Origin of the sequence: Acetobacterium sp. UBA5834 (genome assembly GCF_002435675.1) — a bacterium.
GTDB lineage: Bacteria > Bacillota > Clostridia > Eubacteriales > Eubacteriaceae > Acetobacterium > Acetobacterium wieringae.
In genome coordinates this window covers 1-26,997 of record NZ_DJGY01000062.1, presented here as the reverse complement: position 1 = coordinate 26,997, position 26,997 = coordinate 1, and the positions used below count along the sequence as shown (strand labels likewise).

The following is a 26,997-nucleotide window of genomic DNA, read 5'->3' as shown; positions in this document are numbered from 1 at the left end:
CCTCAGTCACTCTTTCCTTATTCATAGATCCGGGCATAAAAACATTCAGGCACCGTTTCTTTTAATTTTTCTGCCATTTTATTAAAATCATTGGCGGCAATGGCGTTTGTCACCACATAGACCTGATTATCATTAACAATGACGGTTTTTCGGGCGGCCACCGTTTCCACGGCAGTCAGCACCTGATCAAGCATTTCTTTGTCAGCCAGATTTGCTCGTAAATAATATTTACCTTTAAAAATGTCAGTACCCATTTTATTGAGATGGCGGTTAAGCCGCAGCGGTTTGGGCAAATTCTGTTCCCCGACAATATTGAGGATATAGAGGACATCGCCAACAACGGCATTGGCAGTCGCGTCTTTCCCGGCACCTTTGCCATAAAACTGCAGCTCGCCGATGATATCCCCGGTAATCGAGATGATATTAAACTCACTGTTGACGTTACTCATAATCGAAGCTTCCTTAAACAGCACCGGCTCCACGGTGGTATAGACATTTTTTTCATCCAAAATGGAGTGTCCCAGATACTTGACCACGTAACCCATCGATCCGATCATCTCGATATCAGCAGCCCGAATATCGGTGATCCCCCGCTTATATACATCTTCATCGCGAATGATGCTTTCATAGGCCATCGATGAGAGAATCGAGAGCTTCCGGGAGACATCGTACCCTTCCACATCGGCCGTCGGATCCGCTTCAGCAAAACCAATCGACTGGGCGAGGGCCAGGGTATCGCCAAAATCGGCTCCTTCTTCGGTCATTTTGGACAAAATAAAGTTGGTGGTTCCGTTTAGAATCCCTTTGATTTCGGTCACCCGATTGATTTTCATTTCTTCTTTTAAACTGCCGATGATCGGAATCCCGCCGCCAACAGATGCCTCGTAACGCAGGACCACGCCATTTTCTTCGGCTAACGTCAACAATTCCTGAAAGTACTCGGAGATGACAGCCTTATTGGCGGTCACAACATGTTTTCCCGCCCGGAGACATTCTTTGATCATTTCATATTCAAAGTCCATGCCACCCATCAGGGCAATCACCAGGCCAATACTTTCGTCTTCCAAAATCTCACTGGGGTGGGTCACAATTTTTCCGACGGTATCGCCCAGATCCTTGGATGCATCCCGTTCCAGAACCTTGGTAATGACCGGACTTGACCTGCGTGACTCCACATCGGTAAAATTACCAGCAAACTTGCCTTTATTTAAATTGATGAGTTCATAGACGCCAGAACCGATGGTTCCAAAGCCTAAAAGTGCGATATTCAATAAAATTCACCTCGTATATGTATTTATTCTAAAAACACTTGTTTTTTCAGTGAAAACATTCTATCATATAGCTAGGGGTTATTCAATACCCTCCCGGGAAGATTTTTTCAAGATTTTTTCAGGCACACCATATTTTTTTGGAGGAATTACATGAAAAAAGGCTATAACAGCACGCGATCCAAAGACATCAACGTTACCGCATCCCAGGGCATCCTGCAAGGATTGGCCCCAGATGGTGGACTCTTTGTCCCCAATTTTATTGATCAGATTAATTTAGACCCAACCCAATTTATCGGAAAAAGCTATGGCGAGATGGCTAAGGCGATCTTTTGCGCTTTTCTTGATGATTTCAGCGCCAAACAAATTGATGATTCGATTCAGGGCGCTTATTACTCCGGTAAATTCGAAGAACAAGAACCGGTTGCTTTAAAAAAAGTCAACGACCGTTATTTTCTGGAACTCTTTCACGGGCCCACCTGTGCCTTTAAAGATATGGCTCTGACTATTTTACCATATCTGATGGTGGAGTCCATGAAAAACGTCAACAACCAGCAGAAAATTATGATCTTAACAGCAACTTCGGGTGATACCGGCAAGGCCGCCCTGGAAGGTTTTGCCAATGTTCCGGATATCAGCATCATTGTTTTTTACCCCAAGGATGGGGTCAGCACCGTTCAGGAGAAACAAATGCTGACTCAAATCGGTGCTAACACCTGTGTGGTTGGTGTCGACGGCAATTTTGACGATACCCAAAATGGTGTTAAAGTGATCCTCAACGATCCCCAACTGGCGGCCGAACTGGCTAAAGCCAATGTGATCTTTTCCTCAGCTAATTCGATTAATATCGGCCGGCTGCTGCCTCAGGTGGTTTATTATTTTTACAGCTATTATGAACTGCTTAAGCGGGGTGAAATCCAGCCGGATGAAAAAATAAATTTTGTCGTCCCGACTGGGAATTTCGGCAACATCCTGGCCGGTTACTATGCTGCGCTGCTGGGCTTACCAATTAACAAGCTGATCTGTGCCTCCAATGCCAACAAGGTTTTAACCGACTTTTTTGAAACCGGCAACTACAACCGCAATCGCGATTTTTATAAAACCTCGTCACCATCCATGGATATTCTGATTTCCAGCAATCTGGAGCGGCTGCTTTACGATGTCTCCGGTGCCGATCCCGATGCCGTCAGTGATTTGATGGCCCAGCTTAAAAATCAGGGTGCTTACCAGGCTTCAAAAGCCCTGATGGAAAAAACCGGTCTTTTCTATGCCGGTACTGCCAATGAAACCGAAACCGCCCAGGCCATTAAAGCCATTTTTGACGACAGTCATTATTTGATGGATCCCCACACGGCCGTTGCCAACAAGGTTTATGACGACTATCTCAATGAAACCGGAGATACCACCAAAACGGTGATTGTCTCCACCGCCAGCCCCTACAAGTTCGGACGTTCGGTTTATGAAAGCATCTTCGGTGACTGTGACTGCAACGATTATGAGCTGTTAAATATTCTGGCACAAAAAACCGGCACCACCATTCCCAAGCCTTTAAAGGATCTGGATAAAAAAGCCAATCAGCATCAGGGTCAATGCGATAAAACCGATATGTCCCAGGCTGTTCTTGATTTTTTAAACGATCAGGTGGACAAAAATGATTAAGGTTCAGGTACCGGGAACCAGTGCCAACATCGGCCCGGGCTTTGATGCCTTTGGCCTGGCACTGTCGATTTATAATACTTTCAGTTTTGAAGAAAAGAATGACGGCAAGCTGACGATCCGGGGGGTGGAACGAAAATATCAGAGTGATACCAATCTGGTTTACCGGTCGATGCAGAAGGTCTTTAAAAAAGTGGGCTACCGTCCCCGGGGCCTTTATATCCATACCGCTGTCGATATCCCCATCAGCCGGGGTCTGGGCAGTTCAGCCACCTGCATTGTCGGCGGCTTGTTTGGTGCCAATGCCCTGATTGGCTCGCCCTTGAAAGCGGATGAACTGTTTGACATAGCGGTGGAGCTGGAAGGCCACCCGGACAACGTCGCCCCGGCCATTTTCGGCGGCCTGGTGGTATCGATGAACGATCACGGCAAAAACACCTATATCAAGAGTTTGGTGCATCCCTGTTATGAATTTTATGCCCTGGTGCCGGACTTTCCATTATCGACATCCGATGCCCGTCAGGTTTTGCCTAAAAAAATCAGTTTTGCCGATGCCACCCATAATCTGCCCCGGGCCACCATGACCTATCTGGCCTTGGCCAACGGTGCTGAGGATATTTTAAAGCTGTGCATGAAGGACCGCCTGCACCAGCCCTATCGCAAAAAGCTGATTGCCCATTACGACGTGATTACCAAAAAAGCCAGGGAAATGGGTTGCCTCAACACCTGCATCAGCGGGGCCGGGCCCACCATTCTGGCTATTAATTCAGTGGATAACCGTGGTTTTAAGCCGGATATGCAGGCCTATCTAGCAGAAAAAGCACCAGGTTGGCAGCTCATTTCCCTGACGCCCGATCATACTGGTGTCCAGATTTTGGGAGGTTAAGCCAATGATCAAAGATTATCTGATTGTCAATAAAAAAATCCTCCCCGATTATTATTCCAAGGTGGTGGAAGCCCGGATCCTCATGGAGTCCTCTCAGTGTAAATCTGTCAGTGATGCGGTCAAAAAGGTGGGTATCAGCCGCAGCACCTATTATAAGTATAAGGACTATATTTTTACGCCTTCGGAAAACTATGGCCGGAAGTTCACCCTGTCGTTTAAGTTGGATGACCAACCCGGAATCCTTTCCAATATTTTAAATATTCTTCGGGATCACCAGACCAGTATCATCACCATTCATCAGGATATCCCCATTAACCAGGCCGCCATTGTGATTGTGACTCTGGACGGCAAAGATCTGATCTTGACTATCGATGAATTGATGGCCATACTGGAAGCCCTGGATGGCGTTCACGGTGTTCATCTGATTGCGATGGAATNNAATAAATAAAAGCCCCATTCTGAAAAATCAGAATGGGGCTTTTTGACAACACAAAACGTGTTTCCACTTTAATAAAGCTCAATCGTATTTGATAAACTGTCCTCACTGGAAAACCAGTAATAAGATCCCAACACATCATCCATCAGATCTTCAGCAACGCCGATGGTATTGGCGTCGGTTATGGCATAATGAAAATACTTTTCTCCGGTATTCAGGGCTACTTCCAGATCGTCAACAAAGCGGTTTTCCTCGCTTTTTTTGTTGAGGTCATAGAGCTTATTTTCTTTGACAAAATAATTGGCTGCCGTAGCGGTAAACTCCGGGTAGGCAATCAAGGTCTGATCGGGATGATGCGATTTAAGCAATTCCACCGTGGTGACACAGAAATAGTCATAGAAGATGCTCTTTTCCGGCTCAGCGTTATCAGCAATGTTAAACTCCCCCCAGGTGGCATCCAGGTAATAATACTCCCCATCAACCCGCACCAGGTTCCAGGCATGGGCCCCCTGGCCAATGGCCTCACCGGCCACATAGGAGCACTCAATCCCAGTTCGCTTTAACAGATATTGTATCGCTTTGGAATAACCCGCACAGACTGAGCCCTTTTTCCCGAAGACGCTGTAGATGTTTTGATCATCCTCAAGGTCTTCCTGATAGATGGTGTTTTTGATTACATATTCATAGGCATATTTGACTTTGTCATAGTCGCTCATGCCGCTTTTTATACCCCTGCTGTATTCCTGAAAAGCCGCTTCAATTTCGGTCTGCCGTCTTTCTTTCTCGGCTTCATCGTAGGGATATTCAACCATCACCTTGCTGACCTTCTGATTGCCCTCATCAAAATAATAGGAAAACTCCCCGGCCCAAAATATTTCCGGATAGTCATAATCGATGGCCGCCAGAACCCGCTCGATTTCTTCGGTATTGACCCCACTGACTTTCACCTCGGTTTCAAAATCGGTGAGCATACCAACAACTCTGGCATAGGCCTGTTTTTCATTATCCTCCAGAAAGGCATAGCCATCAAAGGCCTGTTGCTGACTGGCGGCGATTTCTTCATTCTGCTGAGCTTGACTATCCTCAAAAAATGACTGGATATCCATGCCGCCAACCAGATCTTCCAAAGCCAGATAGGCCCCGGCTGCTACCAGTAAAATAATTAGCATTGAAATAATGATGACTGCAACTACTTTTCTTCCGTTATGATTGCTCATGCCTGTTGCCCCCTTGTGTGATCTCTTTTCTTTATTACCCTTTATTTTAAACATCTGCATTTATTATCCCGAGATTTATGCCAAACAGTAAATAATTTTACCACAAATTCTTATGGACACCCTAAACTTTTATGACCTATACTTAAGTAAGGATAAAGAAATCTTAAGGAGGCTACTATGCCAACGTATCACCCAATCACCTGCACAACGGCTCTGCATGAATTGAAGCGAAAAACTCCCTATGGCTGGGATTTAAATATTTTTAAGGGCTGCAGCCATGGCTGCAGCTACTGCTATGCCATGGGAACCCATGGTTTTAGCGGCCTTGCTGATTTCACAACCAACATTTCGGTCAAGACCAATATCGTCGACGTACTGGAAAAACAACTCGCCTCGCCAAACTGGAAACGGGAAATCATCAATATTGGCGGCGTTACCGACAGCTATCAACCAGCGGAAGCCCAGTACCGGCTGATGCCGGAAATATTAAAGCTCCTGATCAAATATAAGACCCCGGCGATTATCTCCACCAAATCAGACCTGGTGCTCCGGGATTATGACCTGATTGACCAATTGTCCCGGATTACCTATATCAATGTTGCCGCCACGGTGACGACTTTAGATGAAGCTGTCCGAAAAAAAATCGAGCCCGGCGCTGTCTCCAGTTCTGCCCGTTTTGCAATGCTCAAACAATTTCGAAAAACCAATGCCTCCATCGGTCACCATCTGATGCCGATTATTCCCACGCTGACCGATGATTCCGAGACCCTTTCGGCTTTGTTTGCCGCCGGCCAGGATGCCGGTATCGATTATGTGCTGCCCGGCGCCCTGTATCTGCGGGGAGCCACCAAGCCAGCCTTTTTTGACTTCATTAAAACCAACTATCCCGAAAAATACGATACCCTGTGGAAGCTCTACAAAAAAGGCGGCGCTCCCAAAGAATATAAAGACGAACTCTATGGCCGACTCAATCCCCTGCGTCAGTCCTTTGGTCTATCCAATAGCTACAGCAAACCGATTAAAGAAAAGCTGAAGGTCTATCCGCCATCAGAAGAACAGGTTTCCTTTTTAACGCCCTAATTATATCCAGCAATGGATACTAATCACCCGGTTTGGGATTGAATTCTTTTAAAAAAGATGTTAGACTGTAATCAGACTACAAAAAGGAGTAAAGAGGATGCGTAATTTATCTTGCTAAGAAACAATTGGAAAGTGTTTTCAAAACCTGCGGTTAAACCGCTTGTTTTGGTGCGCTTAAGCAAGAGAATTACAAGAAAAGCACTGCCTCTCTAGCACCATCAACTCCTTATTTATGGATTTTTTGGGCTGCCCATCATTGAGCCGCAGGATAATTTTCTTGCGGTTTTTTATGTGTCCAAGCTACTGTTATCTGGCTTGGCAAGAGAGGTACAATGATGTCACAAATTTCCATATCACATTTAAGCTTTAACTACGAAAGCAGTTGCGAAAATATTTTTGAAGATGTTTCCTTTACCATCGACACAAACTGGAAACTGGGTTTTATCGGCCGTAATGGTCGCGGCAAAACGACCTTTTTAAAACTTCTGATGGGTCTTTATGACTATAGCGGCGTGATCGCCGCAGCGGTCGATTTTGAATATTTTCCTTTTGCAATCAAGAACCCTTCCCAACTGACTCGCACTCTTGTCGATGAGATTTATCCTGATTACCCGCTCTGGGAACTGCAGCGGGAGCTGTCGCTACTGAACCTGGATGCAGCGCTGCTGGAGCGGCCATTTAGCAGCCTGAGCCGGGGCGAGCAAACCAAGGTATTACTGGCGGCCTTATTTTTAAAACCAAATCAATTTCTCTTAATTGATGAGCCGACCAATCATCTCGATCTGGAAGGTCGACGTGTTGTCAGTCAGTATTTGAAAAAGAAACCGGGTTTTATTCTGGTTTCCCACGACCGCACCTTCCTGGATAATTGCGTCGATCACGTCTTGTCGATTAACAAAATGAACATTGAGATTCAAAAAGGCAACTATTCCAGCTGGCTTCTTAATAAACAGCGTCAGGATCAGTTTGAATGCAATCAAAATAAAAAACTCAAACAGGAAATCGATCAATTAAAAACCGCTGCCAAACGCACCGAAAATTGGTCGAATGCCGTTGAGAAGTCAAAAAACGGACAACGGGTTTCCGGCCTTCGCCCGGATCGGGGCCATATTGGTCATCAGTCTGCGAAAATGATGAAACGCTCCAAATCGCTGGAAAAGCGTCAGCAAAAGAATATTGAGTCAAAAGAAAAGTTAATGAAAAATATCGACTGGAACGACAGTCTCAAGATCCGGCCCCGGGCTTATCAAAAAGAGCGGCTGATTTCGGCCAACCACCTGTCCCTTTACTATGATGACCGCCCCATTCTGAACGATTTAAATTTTACGATCAACCAGGGCGACCGGATTGCCATCGTCGGTCCGAATGGCTCGGGTAAATCCAGTTTGCTTAAACTGCTACTGGGCCAGCCAATCAGCTTTTCCGGCAATCTGGAGCTGGGCAGTCAGCTGCAGCTATCGCATATTCCGCAAGACACCGACTTACCAACCGGTGATCTTCGTGATTTTTCCCGCTGCCAAGGGATTGACGAAAGTCTCTTTAAAACCATTTTGCGAAAGCTGGGATTTAACCGGGAGCAATTTGAGAAAAACCTGACTAGCTTTAGTGAGGGGCAAAAAAAGAAAGTCTATTTAGCCCGCAGCCTTTGTCAATCGGTCCACTTATATTTATGGGACGAACCGCTTAATTATATCGACGTCCTCTCCCGGTTGCAGATTGAGGAGCTTTTGCTACAGACCCCGCCAACGATGATCTTTGTGGAACATGACCGATCCTTCATTGACCATATTGCGACAAAAATTATAGAACTATAAAACAATTTACCAAAGGAGTAACCCATGCATCTACGACCAAAACCCTGGGCCCGCCCGGAGCTGGAAGCCTGTGGCTTTTTTCAGGCCACACCGCCGGTTCATCGCGGCCAATGGCACCACTTATTTAAGAAAAAGCAGCCCCTTCATATTGAATTGGGCTGCGGAAAAGGAACCTTTATTGCCGAACTGGCCAGCCGCCATCCCGAAACCAACTATCTGGCCATTGATCTGATTGACGCCGTTCTGGGTTTAACCAAACGTAATATTCAAGCAGCCTACGCTGACAAGAACCAAGCCATTGACAATGTCCAGATCATGTCCTGGGATATTGAACGGATTGATATGATCCTCGCTCCCGAGGATGGGGTCGAGCGGATTTACATTAATTTCTGTAATCCCTGGCCTCGCCGCCGCTTTCATAAAAAGCGGCTGACGCACACTAAACAACTGGAAAAATATAAAAAACTCTTAGCAGAAAATGGCGAGATTCATTTTAAAACTGACAGTGATGATTTATTCCGGGATTCCATCAAGTATTTAGAATCCGCCGGCTTTACCATCACAACTTTAATTAATGATCTTCACGCCGCAGACTATTCCGACAACATTGAAACCGAACATGAAAGAATGTTTAGTGACCAGGGGATTAAGATAAAGTTCTTAATTGCCAGCTTAACTTAGCTCTGAACTTAAAAATTAAACTCCGCCGCCCAATCAAAATCACCAGATGCTTCCACACTTTTAGGCCAATGTTCACACCAATGTGGCACTAAAGGATTTTGTACCCGATCCAGACTGGGGGTATAGGGTTTAATATCCAACACCGGGGTGCCGTCATTGGCATCAATGTAGGGAATTTTGATAGTCCCTTTTTGATCGTCGATTTCCAACACCGAAACCGGGGTCAAGGCAATGGGATTGGGCCGAATTGGTGATCGGGTGGCAAATACGCCCATCACCGCCGGGGCCTGTTTATAGGGCTGGGGGCCGGAAAGAACCTTCCTGGCCGCTTCATTATCAAACTCACTGAACCACCAGAAAACATTGATGTGCGAGAACCCGTTCAGTCCTTCCAGCCCTTCCCGATAGGCTTCTTCCAGTTCAATAAAGATCTCCTCCCCCTGAACACGAATGGTGCCAATTGGTTTTACGTAACCTTGTTTCATTTGTTTACCTCCATAACTTTATTATATTCTTATTCTAGACCCTGACACCATGTGAGAGTCAATAAGAATCATAATTATATAATTGAAAGAAAGCACCTCTACTAAACTTAATCGAAATCTCTTTAATCCTGAAAAATGCATTAATATTAGTGTCCAATTAAAAACCACTGATTACAAAGACTCTCAAGGTCTCACATAATCAGTGGTTTTTTAATAGCGGTATTATTCTTATTGATTTAAATAAGGGCTTCAGCCTTTGTTGCCGTAAATACAAATTTCCCGTCAATAACTTTTGCACTGCCAGTAAAACGACAACCTTTGGCTCCACCTTCAAATTTTTGAGCTGCCAGCAACATCGCACAGTCGTTTTTCTTGATATTTTCCTGCGTAACCTTCATTGCATAGACGCCCACCGAAACAGTGTCCCCTTCAACTGTACCACCTCCAACAATAATTGGGTGTGGGCTACCATCGGGACACATTGTTACAATTGTCAGGAACGCCGAGTTTTCGATAACACTTTTCATTTCTTCATTAATAACCATTTCAATTCCTCCAAAGTTTAGTATAGCAATTGACTCCGTAATTACTACCTGATACAATTATAATACTAACTTAAATAGCTTGTAAACTACGCAAAAAAATATGATCAAATACGAAAATAGAAAGTAGATAAGAAAAAAATGACTATCTCTGAAAACACAACTTCCTTATGTTCCGGAAACATCTGCCCATGCCAAGAAAAATGCCCACTTTCAGCTGCTCTTGAAATCATTGGAGGTAAATGGAAGATTCCCATCCTGTGTGCACTGTATAACGACGGGCCGACACGTTATAATGCGTTAAGAAAAAAAATTAAAGGCGTAACCAACACCATGCTCGCTTCCTCACTGAAGGAACTCGAAGCGGATGGTCTCATCCTCCGCACACAATACAACGAAATGCCCTTAAGAGTCGAGTATGAATTAACCAAAAACACGAATCGTCTTATTCCGATTCTGGGAAGTCTTTCTGCATGGGGCAAGGACATAAAAAACTGATTAAAAATCTATAATACTATCTCCCATGTTTTAATTTGCTTTTTCCAATCCAATCTGAATTTCGGTCAGGTAATGAGCCGGGTTTTCCTCATTCCAGGGCCCCCGGTGACAAATCTGTCGGTTATTTCCTTTCATTCTAAACCCACCATGCTCAGTCAGCCAATAGGCCAGTGAACGATAGACCCCGGCAATATTTTCGGCGGAATTTGCTCCACCGAATACAGGCGATAGCCACTATAAGGATCCGTCTTCGCCGGTTTTAACAAATTATTTTCGTCATAATAACGGAGCATCCGAATCGATACCTGGGTTAGCTTAGAAAACTCACCAATTTTAAACATTTCTACCTCTTATCATCTGCTTTGATTCTGGTGACTATCTATACAAACACCATTTGGATCAACACCATGTAGACCAGCGTTCCCCCGCCAATACTAAGCAGATTATTACGCTTCCAAATGTGCAGCAGCGCCACAATGGCAACCGCAATAAACTCGGGAAAACCATGGGGTGCCACCATCACACTGACGCCTTTTAAACAATAAACCACCAGAATGGCAATCACCGCCGGTGGGAGCAGATCACCCAGGGTTTTAACCAGAGCGGGTACTTCCTTCCCCCCGCCAAACAGGGCAAAGGGCAAAAAGCGGGTCAGGAAGGTACAGGCGGCCACCACCAGAATTACCAATAACGGCGTTAAAAATTCTGTACTCATTGACACACCTCCTGATTCTCGCCGATTTTAATGCTGTTTTTAAAAACCAGCAGCAAGCATACCGCCGCAATCAGCGCTGGCAGAATAAAAGCGCCAGGTCCAAAGATAACAAGCGATGCCACCCCACAAATCGTCCCCAGCAGGGCCGGTAAATGGGATTGATAACTGTACCACTGCTCAATAAAAATTACCACAAACAGGGCAGTCATGGCAAAATCAATGCCGGTAGTATCAAAGCCGATGAAGCTGCCGATGACTGCCCCAAGGGTACAGCCAATAATCCAGTAGCTCTGATCCAGGGCCGCTACGGTAAAAAAAACCTGTTTCTCATTTAGTTCTTTGGGAATATTCATCCCACAGAGCAGCGAATAGGTTTCATCAGTCAGCGAAAAAATCATATACCAGCCCCATTTTCCCATTGCTTTGAATTTCTCAATAAAGGATAATCCATAAAAAATATGACGGCTTTGTACCGACAGGGTCAGGACGATCAACGACAATAATCCCATTCCGCCACCCAGTAATCCAATTAATACAAATTGCATCGAACCGGCGTATATAATCAGACTGATAAAGAATGCCCAGATGAAATTGTATCCGGCTTTTTCCAGCAGAATGCCGAAGGCGATGCCCATGAAAACATAGCCGAAAAGTACCGGCACAGTTTGGATGAAGGCAAACTTTAACGTCTCTTTAAATGCTTCTTTTTTCTTGGTTGTATTCAATTTTCTGCTCCTTATCTTAATTTTCCTTAAGTTACTGAACTATTATAGCATAAATTTTTGTGTTAATGCTTTTCAAAAGTTTTTTACCTTGCATAATTCTGCTCTTTGTTTATAATATGTTTACTTAAGTAAATTAACTATTATGGTGATTAACTGTTATCTCAGTTAATCATTAATCTGCGAAAGGAGTTATCATTGAATTTAAATGGACACGATCTTTTTAAGGCATTTCATCGCATTAAAAAATCAAGCATGGGGCGGATTCATAAAGAATTTATGCAGGATCTCAAACCCCATGAGTTTTTTATGTTAAAAACCCTTAAAAAAATGTATGACGAGGAACAAAAAACAGCCCTGACTAATAATCTTCCGCTGGCCCCCGGGGTTAAAATTTCCCAGCTCAGTCGAGAAACCGCCATTTCCATGCCTGGCGTTTCTCAAACCATCTCGACGTTGGAAAAACATGGCTATGTGGAGCGGATTGCCTCCAGCAAGGATCGCCGCCTGGTTTACGTTAACCTCACTGCCGCAGGCCTTCAGTTGGAAACCGATGTATCAAAATCCTGCTTCCAAATCTATGACGAAGCCGCCACCTTACTGGGCGAAGAAGATGCCCAGGCGCTGGTGCTTTTATTAGACAAATTAGCGGTCGCCTTTGATCAGATTGATCAAAAACAATGCGGCCTGAAACAAAAAGACCAAGCAGAAAGGAAAACAACATGATCAAGCTTTCACGCTATTTAAAACCCTATCTGGGGGTACTGTTCATTACCCTGGTGCTGCTTTTTGTGCAAGCGATATCCGATTTGAATCTGCCCAACTACATGTCCGATATTGTCAATGTCGGTATCCAGCAAAACGGGATCGAGCATGCCACCCCGGAAGCCATCAGTGAAGACGGCTATACCCTGATGACAACCTTTATGACTGCGGATGATCAGCAAACGGTAGCCGATAACTATCTACTGATGAGCCCGGAGGATACCAGTAATCCCAATTATGAGAGCACCCTGGCAAAATTTCCGGCATTGGAAACCGAGAGTATCTATGTGCTGACCGATCCTTCCGAGCAAACCTTTGCTACGCTAGACCCCATTTTTGGCGAAGCTACCTGGACATTTATTAATTACATGCGTTCGCTGGATACCGGAGCCGCCGATGCCAGCGCCTCCGAAAGCATGACAGACCTGGATTTTACCCAGATTTATGCAGCTCTGCCAATGCTGACGCAGTTACCTTCATCAACCTTTGATGAGGCCCGGGAACAAGCTGCCCAAACTCCAGAATCGATGCAGATTCAAACCGCCGTTCAATTCACCAAACAATTCTATATTGAACTGGGTGTCGATGTTGGTGCGATACAGAATCTTTATATCTTAAAAATTGGTGCACTGATGCTGCTGTTATCGTTAATTGCCGCTCTGGCATCAATTTTAATCGGCTTCTTTTCAGCCCGCATCGCTGCCGGGGTTTCCCAAAACCTCCGCCAGGATGTTTTTAGAAAAGTTCAGTGCTTCTCGAATACCGAATTTGATAAATTCTCAACCGCCTCACTAATCACCCGAAACACCAATGACATCACCCAAATCCAGACGATGCTGATTATGGGCATCCGGATTCTCATCTATTCACCGATTTTGGCCATTGGCGGGATTATTATGGCACTGCGCCGAACCACCTCGATGGGTTGGATTATCGTTGTCGCGGTTGTTGCGATTATGTTACTTATTGGGGTCGTTTTTACCGTTGCCATGCCCCGTTTCAAACTGATTCAGAAACTGGTTGATAAACTGAATCTGGTCACCCGGGAAAGCCTGACCGGCTTGATGGTCGTCCGCGCTTTCGGCAACCAGAAATTTGAAGAAAACCGTTTTGATGCGGTCAATAAGGACACCACTGCCAATAATCTCTTTGTCAACCGGGTGATGGTCTTTATGATGCCAACGATGATGTTTATCATGAATGGTGTGACCCTCCTGGTTGTCTGGGTCGGTGCCCAGCAAATCGCTGATGCCGCCATGCAGGTTGGTGATATGATGGCCTTTATGCAGTACACCATGCAGATTATCTTCTCCTTCCTGATGATGTCAATGATGTTTATCATGATTCCCCGGGCGGCCGTTTCCGGCGATCGGATTCAGGAAGTGCTGGCGGTTAAACCCAGCATTGTCGATCCGGCTACCCCCAAAGAACTGCCGATGAACGCCCAGACCACCCTCGAATTTGACCACGTCTCTTTCCGCTATGAAGGCGCTGAGGAAGATGTCCTTCATGATATCAGCTTTGCAGCTAAGCCCGGCGAAACCACGGCCTTTATCGGGTCTACCGGTTCGGGTAAATCAACCCTGATCAATCTGATTCCCCGCTTCTTTGATGTGACTGCTGGTGCAGTCAAAATTGATGGTCTGGACATCCGGGAAGTTACCCAACATGATCTGCGGGAAAAGATTGGTTACATTCCCCAAAAAGGGGTGCTTTTTTCGGGTACGATCGCTTCTAATCTGCGCTATGGCAATCAAAATGCCAGTGATGACGATCTGGCCCTTGCGGCTCAGGTTGCTCAGGCCTCCGACTTTATCGAAGGCAGTCCTGATGGTTTCGAGCGGGAAATCGCCCAGGGTGGCAGCAATGTTTCCGGCGGTCAGAAGCAACGATTATCAATTGCCCGGGCGCTGGTGCGCAAACCGGATATCTATATTTTTGATGATAGCTTCTCAGCTTTGGATTATAAAACCGATGTGGCTCTGCGCCGGGCTTTAAAAGAATACACCGGTAACAGTACGGTGCTGATTGTCGCCCAACGAATCAACACCATTATGCATGCGGAGCAGATCATCGTTCTGGATCATGGCCGAATCGTTGGCAAGGGCACCCATCATGAACTTTTAAAAAGCTGTGCCACCTACCAGGAAATTGCATCCTCACAATTATCAGAGGAGGAACTAAACATATGAGCGATCAAAATAATCTCAAAACACCAAAACGCGGCCCCATGGGCGGCGGCGGAATGGGCCGGGGCCCCGGTGGCCCCGCTGGCATGATGCCCGGCGAAAAAGCCAAGGATTTTAAGGGTAGCCTTAAAAAACTGGCCCGTTATCTGTCGGTCTATAAAATCAGACTCTTCTTTGTGCTGATCTTCGCCGTTGCCTCGACGGTCTTTATGATTGTTGGACCAAAAATTCTGGGTAATGCCACCACGGCTCTTTTTGAAGGGGTTATGAATCTAATTGCCGATAATGGCAAGGGCATTGACTTTGGCTATATCAGTCAGATTCTGCTACTGCTCCTTGGTCTCTACGTCATTGCGGCGCTGTTTTCCTATATACAGGGCTATATCATGACCGGCATTTCGATGAAAGTCACCTATGAATTGCGACGCAATATTTTTGCCAAAATTAATCGTCTGCCCTTTAAATATTTTGACAAAACCAGCTATGGCGAAGTGCTCTCCTTTCTGACCAACGATATTGAAACGGTCAATCAGACCCTGAACCAGAGCGTCACCCAGATCATTACCTCCGTGGCGACCCTGGTGGGTATACTGATCATGATGTTTTCAATCAGCTGGCAAATGACCATTGTGGCGCTGCTGATCGTACCGATCTCATTTGTGGTGGTGGTAAACATTGTTAAAAAATCCCAGCCTCATTTCAGTGAACAGCAAACCTATCTGGGCCACATTAACGGCCATGTCGAAGAAATGTACGGTGGCCACAACGTCGTTAAGGCTTTTAACGGTGAAGAAGCTTCTTTTGAAACATTTGACCATTATAACACCACCCTTTACAGCTCAGCCTGGAAGTCCCAGTTTTTATCGGGACTGATGATGCCAATGATGAATTTTATTGGTAACCTGGGCTATGTGGCGGTTTGTATCCTCGGCGGTTATCTGGCCGTGAATGGTCGCTTAAGCGTTGGTGATATCCAGGCTTTTATCCAATATGTCCGCCAGTTTACCCAGCCAATTATGCAGATTGCCAATATCTCAAACATTCTGCAACAAACCACCGCTGCCGCCGAACGGGTCTTCGCCTTTCTGGATGAAGCGGAAGAAGTGGAAGAAAGCACTACGGCTTTTGATCTGGCAAGCGTTTCTGGTCAGGTCGACTTCGACCACGTGAACTTTGGTTATCATCCCGAAAAACCAGTTATCAAAGACTTTTCGGCCCACATTAAAGAAGGTCAGAAGGTCGCCATTGTTGGCCCTACCGGCGCTGGCAAAACCACCATTGTCAAACTTCTGATGCGTTTTTACGATGTCGAATCCGGGGCCATCCTGGTGGACGGCCACAATATTGTAGACTTCAGCCGGGGTGATCTGCGCAGCCTCTTTGGGATGGTCCTTCAGGATACCTGGCTTTACAATGCCAGCATCCGGGACAATATCAAATACGGTCGTCTCGATGCCACTGATACCGAGGTGGAAGCGGCAGCCAAAGCCGCCCAGGTGGATTATTTTGTCCACACTCTACCGGATGGCTATAACATGTGCTTAAATGAAGAAGCCAGCAATGTCTCTCAGGGTCAGAAACAGCTTTTGACCATTGCCCGGGCCATTTTAGCTGATCCGAAAATCCTGATTCTTGATGAAGCTACCAGCTCGGTGGATACCCGTACTGAAGTGCTGATTCAGAAAGCCATGGATAACCTGATGGAAGGGCGAACCAGCTTTGTCATCGCCCATCGCTTATCGACCATTAAAAATGCCGATCTGATTCTGGTAATGAATGAAGGCGATATTGTGGAACAGGGCAACCATTACGATCTGCTGGCTGAAAATGGCTTTTATGCCAAGCTTTATAATTCGCAGTTTGAAAAAGCCGAAGAGCTGGAAAACGAATTGGCCGAAGATTTATTGGCGGTTAATCCGCTACTTAGCTAATTCATCTCACCGATTCTTTCAAATAACAGGGAGCTGTCCGGGTCGACATACCGATCCGAACAGCTCCCTGTTTTAATGTAACGTTTTTTAGTTTCCCTGATCAATCGCAATCGCTTCGATTTCTTTGCGAATTGACAAAAATGCATCAACCAGGATCGGATCAAATTGCAGGCCCCGTTCGTTTTTGATAATGTCAAAGGCCGTATCAAAATCATAGATCTCTTTATAGGGCCGAGCCGACGTCAGGGCATCAAAGACATCGGCAATGGCCATAATCCGGGCGCTCAGAGGAATCGCTTCGCCCGATAAAGCATCCGGATAGCCCCCGCCAATCCAGCGCTCATGATGGTACCTGGCAACCTCGCAAACCATCTTATAATAATCTACATCCTCAATTTTTGACAGGGCATTTTCTAAAATCTTCTGTCCATTTTCGGCATGTTTTTTCATCAGTATCCATTCTGCTTCTGTCAGTTTTCCCGGCTTATTCAAGATACTGTCAGAAACCATAATTTTCCCCACATCATGCAGCGGTGCCGCCGCATAGAGCAGCCGGATAAAGTGTTCATTAACGGTCTCCGGATAATCGCCATTTTGAAGCAGTACTGCCGCAATTTTTTCGGCGTAAAGACTGGTTCGGCGGACATGTTCCCCGGTGATGGTATCCCGGATTTCGATAATATTGGCAAAACTGATGATGACCTGTTCCTGAATCTCTTTGATTTGGGCGGTTTTCTGCACCACTTCCTGCTGTAGATCTTGTTGGTAATTAAGAATCAGTTCTTTGCGTTTTTCCGCTTCCGTGACATCCTGATACCAGATCACATAGCCGCGGATCTGGCTGTTGCGGCGGATCGTTCTGATCCGCGGTTCATAAATCCGGCTTTCACGATAGCATAAACTGGTTTCTTGCGCTCTGAGGATCTGATCGAGATCCGGGGAGATCTCCGCCAGACCGGTGTCTTTTTTGGCTTTGGCAAAATCCGGAAACAGTACAATGGCCTGTTCATTGACTTCTTTGTACTGGTAATTGTGATCAACCACGATGATGGCATCATCCATCGAATCAATGATCAATTGTTTGGCGGTATCGTTGATATCATAAATCTTGAGTCGATAGATCAGCACAATCAATAAGAGCTCGGAAATCAAAATGCCAATGGCTGCTATCTCAATTTGAATTGGCAGATATAATTTGCTCAGATGAATAGCTGCCGGAATTAAAGGTACCGCCACCAGAAGCAATGGCTCCCACCATTCCTTGTCTTTCCGTTTGCGACTTTGATCGATCACCACCACAATCAGCCCCACGACCACAGCTGCTTCCATGATCATGTAGATGGTATGAAGAATGCCATATTCTTTAAGCAGCACCGGCACACCGGTTTTATAAACAAAGGCATAGCTCTGATAAAACCAGTGGTGCAGATCTATCGTCAGGGTCGCCCCAATTAACAGCAGACAAAGCAGGCCAAAGAGCGGAAAAAAAAGGATTGGTGCCTTAATCTTATAATAACGGACAAAAAACAGGACGAACAGAAAATAAAGACTACAGCCACCCAAATACATCAGTTTGTAAGCAATTATGATGGCTTCGGCCGAATTGGCCTGAATCCCCAACCAATATCCCAGCGATATTAAAAACGCAAAAAAAGCAATCAGGAGCATCAGCTTCTGCTCATCGGACGGTTTTTGAAGCGCCACACCGATAATACAGATGATTGAAATAACCAGTCCAATGGAATATAAAAGAAACAGCGAATCATAGATTGTCATATCAGCCAACATCCTTTATTGTAATCGAAATAAAACTAATTTCATGATATATTATTTTTTTGTGAACTTCAATAGAATTTATTACTAAATCCCTGCGCATCTTAAAAAGAGCTGTCTTTCTGACCTTTTTTGCTGCTGCTGACAACGTAAAAAAGCCAGTCTCCGACCTTTAAGCAAACTGTTTCAACAGCAAAGCCGTTGGAACGTCTACTTAGGCATCGAGGACTGACTGATATGTGACTGTTTATTGAGGCAGTCTGACCAAAAAACGACTGCCTTTTCCCGGCTCACTCTCCACCCCGATGGTGCCCCCGTGAAGCGTCACAATCCGCTGGGAAATGGTGAGTCCCAGACCGGTTCCAGGCGTACTGCGGGATTGATCGGCCTTATAAAAGCGATCAAAGATCTTTTTCTGGTCTTCCTTAGCGATACCCTTTCCGGTATCGGCTATTTCGATAACCACTTCTTTGGCGGTTTTGTGCAGCGCAATGCTGATGTGACCAGCTGTCGGGCTATGGTTAATGGCATTGGTCAACAGATTGATAATAACCATCGCCATCAGCTCGGGATCACCCTGGTAGATTGTATCATCCAACTGGATATCCAAATCGATATTTTTAGCTTCCCACTTTTCCTGTAGCAGCAAGATCACCCGCCGGATGGCTTCATCCAGGGCAAAGGCTTCTTTTCTCAAACCCAGAACCCCATTCTCCAGCTCCGAGAGTTTTAACACATTAGCTGATAGTTTCCATAGCCGGTCACTTTCGTCGACAATAATATCAATATATTCCTGCCGCTGGGTTTCCAAAAGATCGGGATCTTTTAAAAGCTTGCCAAAGCCTTTAATCGAAGCGATGGGGGTTTTAAACTCATGGGACACGTTACTGACAAAATCTCGATGGATATAGTCATTACGGGAAAGGGCAGCCGTCATGATATTAAAATTTTGCGCCAGCACGGCCAGTTCATCCTTTCCTCTAACCGTTAGCCTGACATCAAAGTCACCATTGGCCACTTTTTTTGTAGCCTCAGAAACCGCTTTAATCGGTCTGGCAATCATCGCAACCGCAATGACAATCAGCACCGATCCGATCAACAAGGTGACCAGCATGGTGGTGCGCTGAAGTTCCATAAAGCCAGCAATTTGATTTTTTTCCAGATTCGGCCGACTGACCACATAGCCATCCGCCAGTTTTCCCAATGCCATTGGTAAATCCTGGGCCTGGTGGGTATTCAGATAGACGATCTCCCCGGCTTCGATTTTTTTTTGCTCCGCATCGGTTAAGGTTACCCCCACTTCATCCAAGCTGGCAACAATCCGGGACACCACAATGCCCTGGCTATATAAATTGACAATGACATCATCCCCCAACTTTTCCTGATTAAGAATCTGAACTGCCTGGGCCTGATTGACCAGTTCTACCCGGAGCTGTTCGAGAATATTGCCCAGTTGTGACCAGTAAATCACGCCAAAGGTGAGGGTCGAGGAGAAAAAAAGCACCCCTAAAAAGGTCACCAGAAATTTTGTATAAATTGAATGAAAAATTTTATTTTTCATATAACTCCTTAGTCTCCACTATAAAACCCGGGACTTATATCCCAGGCCCTTAACGGTGATGATTTCGAAATCCTGATTGTGTTCCAGTTTTTCCCGTAACCGTTTGATATGAACATCCACCGTGCGGTGATCACTTTCACTTTCATAGCCCCATATTTCATCCATAATCTGAGCCCGGGTAAAAATCCGGTTCGGTGCCGATAATAGTTTAAACAGCAACAGAAACTCTTTTTTAGGGAGGGTGATGGTTTCATCCCCGATGCTTAAGGTCAAGGCTTCATAATCCAGAACTGTTTTTCCCACCACCAGCCGCTGTTCATTGGCAATTTTGGCTCGCCGTAATAAGGCAAAGACCCGCAGCAGCATTTCATCCATGTCCACCGGCTTAACCATATAATCATCAGTTCCGGCTTTAAAACCGGATTTTTTATCATCGATGCTTTCCCGGGCGGTGATCATCAGGATCGGCAGCTCCAGGCCGCCGTCCCGCAGGGTTTTGGTTAAGGCATGACCATCCATGTGGGGCATCATCACATCGGTGATCAGCAGATCAATGTGGTTTTTTTCCAGTGCATCCAAGGCCATAACGCCATCAATCGCTTCAAACACCGAATAACCTTCTTTCTCCAGAACATCCCGAAACAGTCGGCGAATATGGTTATCATCCTCACAAATCAAAATACGAAACATTTCTTTCTCCTGTTTTTCTCCTAAATACTGCGCAGGGCATCAATCGGGTTGAGTCGGGACGCCTTGCGGGCTGGCATGAAGCCAAAAACAACGCCGATGGCAGCGGAAAAGCCGATTGCCAATAAAACGGTGGAAGCCGTCAGAGCAAAACTGGTTCCAATCAGGTTGGCCACGACCCAGGCCAGAACGACCCCCAGCCCAAAGCCGATGATGCCACCAATCAGACAAAGCACCACTGATTCAATTAGAAACTGGAGCTGAATCTGCTTCGGCTCTGCTCCCAGGGCCTTGCGCAAGCCGATTTCGCTGGTTCGTTCAGTGACCGAAACCAGCATCATGTTCATAATTCCAATCCCCCCGACGACCAGCGAAATTGAGGCGATGCCACCCAGCATCATCGACAGAATACTGGTCATTTCTGCTATGGTCTCTAGAATACTCTGCATGTTTACAATCGAGTAGCCATCATCATCACCGTTAAAAGCTTTGGTTAAAACCCCTTCAATTTGCCGGGTGGTCGTGTCCGCCAGAGCCTCATCAGCAATGTAAACAGTCAAGCTGTTAATGTACTTGGCGCCAACGACCCCCATAGCGGTGGTGTAGGGAATCATCACTGCCTTATTGGTATCCGCCTGAGCAAAGCTGTCCGATTCCTGTAAGATGCCAATGACCTGATAGGTAATGCCGCCGATTTTTATTTCCTGGCCAATGGGGTTTTTCCCGACATAAAGTTCGTTGGCAATATCATTTCCAATTAAAGCCACCCGGCTTTTATTTTCAGTGTCAACAGGATTAATGATTCGCCCAGCCGAAATGACATCTTCAGTGTTTTGAAAGTAAACATCATTTTTTCCCTGGAGGCTGATCTCATCCATGGTCTTGCCGTCGAAAGCCACCGTCGTTTGGCCGGAAATGGTCGGGGCAATTCCTTCAATATTTGAAAGCTCAGAAATTTTAGTGACATTCCCCTGGGTCAGTCCCTGTTTCAGCGGTGTTCCCTGAACCTGAATGGTCACGGTATTAGCCCCCATTGAGGCCACCTGATCGGTAACGGTGCTGGTCGCTCCCGAGACAATGGTAATCAGGGCAATCACCGATCCCACCCCGATAATAATCCCTAGCATGGTGAGAAAGGAGCGCATTTTATTGCTGATGATATTTTCTAACGCCATTTTAATACTTTCCTTAAGCATTGTATACCCCCTCGCTGAGATTCCCATCAACAATCCGCACAATCCGGCTACCATTTTTAGCGACATCGCCATCATGGGTAATCATCACAATGGTTTTTCCTTCCTGATACAGTTCTTTAAACAGTTCCATAATCTGATGACCGGTCTGTTGATCCAGGGCGCCGGTGGGTTCATCGGCCAGCAAAATGGTTGGTTCAGTCACCAGCGCCCGGGCAATGGCCACCCGCTGCTGCTGACCGCCGGATAACTGATTGGGCCGGTTTTTCATTTTTTCGGCCAGTCCCACCCGTTTTAAAATATCGGCACTGCGGAGCTGTCGTTCTTTCTCCGGGACACCAGCATAAATCAATGGCAGCTCGACATTTTTCTGGGCTGATAGTCGGGGCAATAGTTGGAACTGCTGAAAGATAAAGCCGATTTCCCGGTTACGGATATGCGAAAGCGCCGTCTCCGGCAGATCCTCAATCCGTTCTCCGGACAGATAATAGCTGCCACTGGTGGGTACATCCAGACAACCAATAATGTTCATCAAGGTGGATTTGCCCGAGCCCGATGGGCCCAGCACCGATAAAAAATCACCCCGATTGATTTTTAGATCAATGCCTTTTAGAACCACCTGCTCCTCATCACCCATGGTATACGTTTTAACGAGATTTTTCATTTCCAGAATTTTTTCTTTCATCAGATTCCACCGCCGCTTTCTGGTCGCTGGAAGGTTGTTGCCTCGGTGGCGTCCAGGATGGGCACACAAACCACCTCATTCTCGCTTAAACCGGTGATGATTTGAATGTTAATGCCATCGGTAATCCCGGTAGTTACCGGGCGCTGCTCGGGATCCGTTGACTCGCCCTTGACCAGCACATAAGTCATATTATCCTCCCCAAATAAAATAGCCGTCACCGGAACCATCACGGCATTTTCGACCTGCTCTTTTACAATAACCACCTCTGCATTCATGCCAATGCGAATTTGCGGATCCCCTAAAAAATCTACAATCGCAGTAAAATAAGCGACCCCATTTTCATTTTTAGCTTCCCGGCTGATTTCACTGACAGTGCCCGGAACACTACGCCCGATGCTGTCAATATTAATGGTAACCGGAGCCCCAACGCTCAGCGTTGACAACTGATACTCGTCGACTTTGATGCTTAACTGAAGGTTATTAAAATCAACGATTTCCATAATTTTCTCCCCGGCAGCCACCGTATCATCGACCTCATAAAAAATATCGGCGACTTCTCCAGCCACAGATGATGTGACGATATCCCCAGTGACGGGTTCATAAAGATCAGTGTCTTCAGCAATCAGTTCGCCTTCGCTGACATATAGCTCACTTATTTCCAGGGTACTGGTCGCAACAATCGCTTCCCGGGACTGACTCTCAATGACCCCTGTAAAACGGTTGTCATTAATAATATTACCCACTGTAACGGTGGTTTTTGTGTACTGAGTCGTTGCCGAATCTGCCAGTACCTGATAGCCCAAAAATCCTCCGCCAATCATCAACACCCCAATGATACTACCAATCACAATTTTCTTTGTACTTCCTTTTTTCACGTCGATCCTCCACTTACTGAATTTATTTAGTATCGGCATTCTAACCAATCAATATGAATTAAAAATGAACCCATTGATTTTATTTTTTGTTGTTTATTACAGTTTTTGGGTATCTATATGTTAATAAAAGAAATTAAAGGAGGATGTGACAATGTTAGATGATAAATTAGATATGATGGAAGAAAAGATACCCGATGATAACACAGAAAAAAAACCCTTTTATTACTCTAAGTGGTGGTTGTTATTGTGGTGCCTTCTGCTTTGGCCAATTGGATTGCTAATGGTTTGGGGCTATTACGCCAACATGCATAAAAATGAAATGCCCCGAACTCGACTGATCAAAGATAATTTAGAGGATATATAAGCCGAATAACCGATACAAACCTTTGAATAACCTTAAAATATTGATGATCTCGTTTTCAGGAAGTAGTCCCTATCCTTGATAAAAAGTCTGTTTCATGTTAAAATGAGACAACTTAAATGCGACGAACATAAACTCACACAACCACCATGAATAATCATTCCTGGTGGTTGTGTCATGATAAAAAAGCATTTATACTATATCAGGTAGTTATTTGAACCGAACAACACAACTTGTTTTCGGTTCTCAAAACGATCGATGTAACTGAATATAAAGGAGAAATTAAAGAGAGATGGTTTCACAAATTTTTACTCTGTTATTTATTTTAGGTATCCCGTTTTTTATTTATGGTATCTATTATCTCGGAATTGGCTTATTTGGATATACCAAACACAATAAATATACCCTCTCCCCTCCCAAAAACCGCATTGCTGTGGTGGTTGCCGCCCGAAATGAGGCTGCGGTTATTGGAAACCTCATCGAAAGTCTGCATCAGCAGGATTATCCCAAAGAACTGATGGATGTCTATGTGATTCCCAATAACTGCACTGACAATACCAGAGAAGTGGCCCTTGAACATGGTGCTAAAATCATGACCTGTACAGCAGAAGTCAAATCAAAAGGAGCTGCCCTTTCCCAGTTTTTTGATTATATTTTTGCCGAAAATGACATCTATGATGCTTTCTGCGTTTTCGATGCTGATAATCTGGTCGATAAGCACTTTGTTTCGACCATGAATAATGTTCTTGAATCAGGTGAAAAAATTGCCCAAGGCTACCGGGACAGCAAGAACCCGGATGATTCCTGGATTTCTGGTTGTCAGTCCGTGTTTTACTGGACCTTAAACCGCTTTATGAACCTGGCCCGTCACAAACTCGGCTGGTCAGCCACCTTAAATGGTACCGGATTTATGATGCATGCTGATGTCATCAAAAAAGAAGGATTTAAAACGTTCAGTCTGACTGAAGATATCGAATTTACCACCCAGTGCATTATTAAGGGCTACCGGGTTGCCTGGGTACCTGAAGCCATTACCTATGACGAGCACCCGATTGCCTTTGATCAATCCTGGTCCCAGCGTAAGCGTTGGTCGACTGGTACCATTCAATGTTTTAACCAGTATTCCCAACAGCTCATCGATGCCGTGATCAACGATAAAAACCGTTGTGCCCTGGATATGCTAATGTTTCTGGTTTCCCCCTTTATGCAGGTGCTGACCTGTATCTATACCATTTGTTCATTTATCATCCTGGGTATGCTCTTTGTCACCACCTCTGTCTGGTCCAACGCTTTAACCTTTGCCATCCTCTTTTCAGTTGGTGGTGTCATCTTCAGTGTGGTCTTTACCGCCATGGTATTATGGCTGGAAGGTAAAAAGATTCGTCAGATTAATAATGTTTCGGTTTTTTCTTTCTGGTTATATCTGGCTTCCTGGATTCCCATTAATGTTTTATGTTTTATCAAACCAATCGAAATCTGGGAACCCATCGAACATACCAAAAGTATTAAGATCTCACAATTAGTCGAATAAAAAACAAGGATGATCTTCGGATCATCCTTGTTTTTTTGCTGATAATTAATTTATGCTTCGTCCTTCGCTGCAGCTCCTTTTGTTGTTGATAACGTATAATATATTTCGCAAAAGTGAATAACGAAAAATAGACATGGTCTATAGCCATTTGGTAGAATAAAGTCACCACAACCAAATATAAACCAGGAGGCTAAAACCATGTCTGAGAATATTATACAACTGAACCAGGAAATTATCCATAATGAATTGCGTGATCTGGTGAGAAACAGCGTCGAAGAAACGCTCAATGCCATGCTGGATCAGGAAGCAGATGTACTGATCAATGCCGATAAGTATGAAAGAAGTGAAGGACGAAAAGGCCATCGTTCCGGTCATTATAACCGGAATTTTCATACAACAGCAGGCGAAGTGACCTTGAAAGTGCCAAAACTCAAGGGAATCCCCTTTGAAACGGCAATCATTGAGCGCTACCGACGCCGGGAATGCTCAGTGGAGGAAGCGCTGATTGAAATGTATCTCGCTGGTGTTTCAGTCCGTCGTGTGGAAGATATTACCGAAGCCCTGTGGGGAACCAGGGTATCCCCGGGCACCATCAGCAATCTGAATAAAAAAGCCTATGGCCACATTGAAACTTGGCGTTCCCGACCACTGTCCGGGAACTATCCCTATGTTTATGTCGATGGGATTTATCTGAAACGCAGCTGGGGTGGTGAAATTCAGAACGTTGCCGTACTGATTGCCATCGGTGTTAACGAAGATGGCTGTCGCGAAATCATAGGCGCCGCTGAAGGCATGAAGGAAGATCATGACAGCTGGCATGAATTCTTTGTCTGGCTGAAAAGCCGGGGCCTCAAAGGGGTTCAACTGATTATTGGTGACAAAAACCTTGGAATGCTTAATGCCATTCCCGAAGTTTTCCCGGATGCCCGGTATCAGCGTTGCACCGTCCATTTCTACCGCAATATCTTTTCAGTCACGCCACGCAATAAAATGAAGACCGTATCGATGATGCTTAAAGCTATTCACGCCCAGGAATGCCGGGTTTCCGCTCAGGAAAAAGCAAAGCAGGTGGCTCAAAAACTCCGGGAAATGAAGCTGTCTGCAGCGGCCAAAAAACTCGAAGATGGCATTGATGAAACCCTCACTTATATGGGTTTTCCATCTCAGCACTGGACACGAATTCGAACTAACAATACCATTGAACGGTTGAATCGGGAAATAAAACGGCGGACTAAAGCCATTGGTGCTTTTCCGGATGGTCAGAGTGCGTTAATGCTTGTTTGTGCCAGGCTACGTCATGTTGCCGGCACTGAATGGGGTGTGAAACGCTACATGAACATGGATCATCTGAAAGAAATGGTACTTCAGGAAAATGATTCAATTGTTGGGTGATTTTTATTTCCCAAATGGTTGTTTCCATTTTTGCGAAAAATTATTGACACTACC

General features: G+C 45.3%; 25 protein-coding genes and 1 pseudogene. 13 read left to right on the top strand and 13 right to left on the bottom strand.

The annotated features are described in order from the left end of the window. Positions 1-17: 17 nt before the first annotated feature. Positions 18-1,271, bottom strand: a complete 1,254-nt coding sequence (locus tag B3F51_RS12825) for a homoserine dehydrogenase (RefSeq protein ID WP_148636941.1) — start codon at positions 1,269-1,271, stop codon at positions 18-20. A gap of 150 nt (positions 1,272-1,421) precedes the next feature. Here B3F51_RS12825 and thrC point away from each other — a divergent pair, with 150 nt between their 5' ends. The 3 genes from thrC to B3F51_RS12810 are packed head-to-tail and all read left to right on the top strand — an operon-like array spanning position 1,422 to position 4,258. After that, a complete protein-coding gene (gene thrC / locus B3F51_RS12820) occupies positions 1,422-2,927 on the top strand; it encodes a threonine synthase (RefSeq protein WP_286947470.1) in 1,506 nt (501 codons plus the stop codon). Next, the gene (gene thrB / locus B3F51_RS12815) at positions 2,920-3,810 is read left to right on the top strand and encodes a homoserine kinase (protein WP_070371573.1); all 891 of its coding nucleotides are present in this window, start codon (positions 2,920-2,922) and stop codon (positions 3,808-3,810) included. The genes thrC and thrB overlap by 8 nt, the downstream gene beginning before the upstream one ends. A 4-nt stretch (positions 3,811-3,814) precedes the next feature. After that, positions 3,815-4,258 (top strand): ACT domain-containing protein, encoded by a 444-nt coding sequence (locus B3F51_RS12810; RefSeq protein WP_286947468.1) that lies wholly within the window; start codon positions 3,815-3,817, stop codon positions 4,256-4,258. 59 nt (positions 4,259-4,317) lie between these two features. Here the strand turns inward: B3F51_RS12810 and B3F51_RS12805 are convergent, their stop codons facing one another. Beyond that, the gene (locus B3F51_RS12805; RefSeq protein ID WP_286947466.1) at positions 4,318-5,463 is read right to left on the bottom strand and encodes a transglutaminase domain-containing protein; all 1,146 of its coding nucleotides are present in this window, start codon (positions 5,461-5,463) and stop codon (positions 4,318-4,320) included. Between the two features lie 177 nt (positions 5,464-5,640). Here B3F51_RS12805 and B3F51_RS12800 point away from each other — a divergent pair, with 177 nt between their 5' ends. The 3 genes from B3F51_RS12800 to trmB all read left to right on the top strand — a co-directional run bounded on the left by B3F51_RS12800 (position 5,641) and on the right by trmB (position 9,038). Next, positions 5,641-6,543 carry an SPL family radical SAM protein gene (locus tag B3F51_RS12800; protein ID WP_286947464.1) on the top strand — a complete coding sequence of 301 codons (903 nt, stop codon included), beginning with the start codon at positions 5,641-5,643 and terminating at the stop codon, positions 6,541-6,543. Positions 6,544-6,878: 335 nt separating this feature from the next. Then, positions 6,879-8,357: a ribosomal protection-like ABC-F family protein gene (gene abc-f / locus B3F51_RS12795; RefSeq protein ID WP_250936207.1), complete on the top strand. Its 1,479-nt coding sequence runs from the start codon at positions 6,879-6,881 to the stop codon at positions 8,355-8,357. A gap of 24 nt (positions 8,358-8,381) precedes the next feature. Continuing rightward, positions 8,382-9,038 carry a tRNA (guanosine(46)-N7)-methyltransferase TrmB gene (gene trmB, locus B3F51_RS12790; RefSeq protein ID WP_228880865.1) on the top strand — a complete coding sequence of 219 codons (657 nt, stop codon included), beginning with the start codon at positions 8,382-8,384 and terminating at the stop codon, positions 9,036-9,038. A gap of 8 nt (positions 9,039-9,046) precedes the next feature. Here trmB and tsaA read toward each other — a convergent pair whose 3' ends face one another. Together tsaA and B3F51_RS12780 are read right to left on the bottom strand one after the other, a co-directional pair. Then, on the bottom strand, positions 9,047-9,523 hold the full coding sequence (gene tsaA, locus B3F51_RS12785) for a tRNA (N6-threonylcarbamoyladenosine(37)-N6)-methyltransferase TrmO (protein WP_263992916.1): 477 nt from the start codon (positions 9,521-9,523) through the stop codon (positions 9,047-9,049). Between the two features lie 236 nt (positions 9,524-9,759). Then, positions 9,760-10,068: a pyridoxamine 5'-phosphate oxidase family protein gene (locus B3F51_RS12780; RefSeq protein ID WP_148636935.1), complete on the bottom strand. Its 309-nt coding sequence runs from the start codon at positions 10,066-10,068 to the stop codon at positions 9,760-9,762. A 138-nt stretch (positions 10,069-10,206) separates the two neighbouring features. Here B3F51_RS12780 and B3F51_RS12775 point away from each other — a divergent pair, with 138 nt between their 5' ends. Then, a complete protein-coding gene (locus tag B3F51_RS12775; RefSeq protein ID WP_148636934.1) occupies positions 10,207-10,563 on the top strand; it encodes a winged helix-turn-helix transcriptional regulator in 357 nt (118 codons plus the stop codon). Positions 10,564-10,766: 203 nt separating this feature from the next. On the opposite strand, the pseudogene B3F51_RS12770 reads toward B3F51_RS12775, so the two are convergent. The 3 genes and pseudogenes from B3F51_RS12770 to B3F51_RS12760 all read right to left on the bottom strand — a co-directional run. Next, positions 10,767-10,904, bottom strand: a pseudogene (locus tag B3F51_RS12770) (MerR family DNA-binding transcriptional regulator); the annotation flags it as partial. A gap of 38 nt (positions 10,905-10,942) precedes the next feature. Continuing rightward, on the bottom strand, positions 10,943-11,278 hold the full coding sequence (locus B3F51_RS12765) for a branched-chain amino acid transporter permease (protein WP_070371582.1): 336 nt from the start codon (positions 11,276-11,278) through the stop codon (positions 10,943-10,945). Continuing rightward, positions 11,275-12,003 carry an AzlC family ABC transporter permease gene (locus tag B3F51_RS12760; RefSeq protein WP_070371583.1) on the bottom strand — a complete coding sequence of 243 codons (729 nt, stop codon included), beginning with the start codon at positions 12,001-12,003 and terminating at the stop codon, positions 11,275-11,277. The genes B3F51_RS12765 and B3F51_RS12760 overlap by 4 nt, the downstream gene beginning before the upstream one ends. Before the next feature lie 195 nt (positions 12,004-12,198). Here B3F51_RS12760 and B3F51_RS12755 point away from each other — a divergent pair, with 195 nt between their 5' ends. The 3 genes from B3F51_RS12755 to B3F51_RS12745 are packed head-to-tail and all read left to right on the top strand — an operon-like array spanning position 12,199 to position 16,885. Then, the gene (locus B3F51_RS12755; RefSeq protein WP_263992915.1) at positions 12,199-12,726 is read left to right on the top strand and encodes a MarR family winged helix-turn-helix transcriptional regulator; all 528 of its coding nucleotides are present in this window, start codon (positions 12,199-12,201) and stop codon (positions 12,724-12,726) included. Then, entirely contained in the window at positions 12,723-14,957 is a 2,235-nt protein-coding gene (locus B3F51_RS12750; RefSeq protein WP_286947460.1) for an ABC transporter ATP-binding protein, read from the top strand. The genes B3F51_RS12755 and B3F51_RS12750 overlap by 4 nt, the downstream gene beginning before the upstream one ends. Next, the gene (locus B3F51_RS12745; protein ID WP_250934410.1) at positions 14,954-16,885 is read left to right on the top strand and encodes an ABC transporter ATP-binding protein; all 1,932 of its coding nucleotides are present in this window, start codon (positions 14,954-14,956) and stop codon (positions 16,883-16,885) included. The genes B3F51_RS12750 and B3F51_RS12745 overlap by 4 nt, the downstream gene beginning before the upstream one ends. A gap of 87 nt (positions 16,886-16,972) precedes the next feature. Here the strand turns inward: B3F51_RS12745 and B3F51_RS12740 are convergent, their stop codons facing one another. From B3F51_RS12740 to B3F51_RS12715, 6 genes are all read right to left on the bottom strand, one after another. After that, entirely contained in the window at positions 16,973-18,661 is a 1,689-nt protein-coding gene (locus B3F51_RS12740) for an HD domain-containing phosphohydrolase (protein ID WP_286947458.1), read from the bottom strand. A 244-nt stretch (positions 18,662-18,905) separates the two neighbouring features. Then, complete coding sequence (locus tag B3F51_RS12735) at positions 18,906-20,219, bottom strand: sensor histidine kinase (protein ID WP_070371588.1); 1,314 nt, start codon at positions 20,217-20,219, stop codon at positions 18,906-18,908. A gap of 18 nt (positions 20,220-20,237) precedes the next feature. Next, on the bottom strand, positions 20,238-20,909 hold the full coding sequence (locus B3F51_RS12730; protein WP_148636927.1) for a response regulator transcription factor: 672 nt from the start codon (positions 20,907-20,909) through the stop codon (positions 20,238-20,240). Between the two features lie 20 nt (positions 20,910-20,929). After that, positions 20,930-22,102, bottom strand: a complete 1,173-nt coding sequence (locus tag B3F51_RS12725) for an ABC transporter permease (protein ID WP_286947455.1) — start codon at positions 22,100-22,102, stop codon at positions 20,930-20,932. Beyond that, positions 22,095-22,784 carry an ABC transporter ATP-binding protein gene (locus tag B3F51_RS12720; protein WP_070371591.1) on the bottom strand — a complete coding sequence of 230 codons (690 nt, stop codon included), beginning with the start codon at positions 22,782-22,784 and terminating at the stop codon, positions 22,095-22,097. Before B3F51_RS12720 ends, B3F51_RS12725 begins: the two co-directional genes overlap by 8 nt. After that, on the bottom strand, positions 22,784-23,659 hold the full coding sequence (locus B3F51_RS12715) for an efflux RND transporter periplasmic adaptor subunit (RefSeq protein ID WP_070371592.1): 876 nt from the start codon (positions 23,657-23,659) through the stop codon (positions 22,784-22,786). Before B3F51_RS12715 ends, B3F51_RS12720 begins: the two co-directional genes overlap by 1 nt. Before the next feature lie 151 nt (positions 23,660-23,810). On the opposite strand from B3F51_RS12715, the gene B3F51_RS12710 reads away from it, so the two are divergent. The 3 genes from B3F51_RS12710 to B3F51_RS12700 all read left to right on the top strand — a co-directional run bounded on the left by B3F51_RS12710 (position 23,811) and on the right by B3F51_RS12700 (position 26,943). Then, entirely contained in the window at positions 23,811-24,023 is a 213-nt protein-coding gene (locus B3F51_RS12710; RefSeq protein WP_070371593.1) for a hypothetical protein, read from the top strand. Positions 24,024-24,312: 289 nt separating this feature from the next. Then, the gene (locus tag B3F51_RS12705) at positions 24,313-25,551 is read left to right on the top strand and encodes a glycosyltransferase family 2 protein (protein ID WP_070371594.1); all 1,239 of its coding nucleotides are present in this window, start codon (positions 24,313-24,315) and stop codon (positions 25,549-25,551) included. Between the two features lie 198 nt (positions 25,552-25,749). Further along, entirely contained in the window at positions 25,750-26,943 is a 1,194-nt protein-coding gene (locus tag B3F51_RS12700; RefSeq protein WP_422652835.1) for an IS256 family transposase, read from the top strand. The last annotated feature ends 54 nt before the right edge of the window (positions 26,944-26,997 follow it).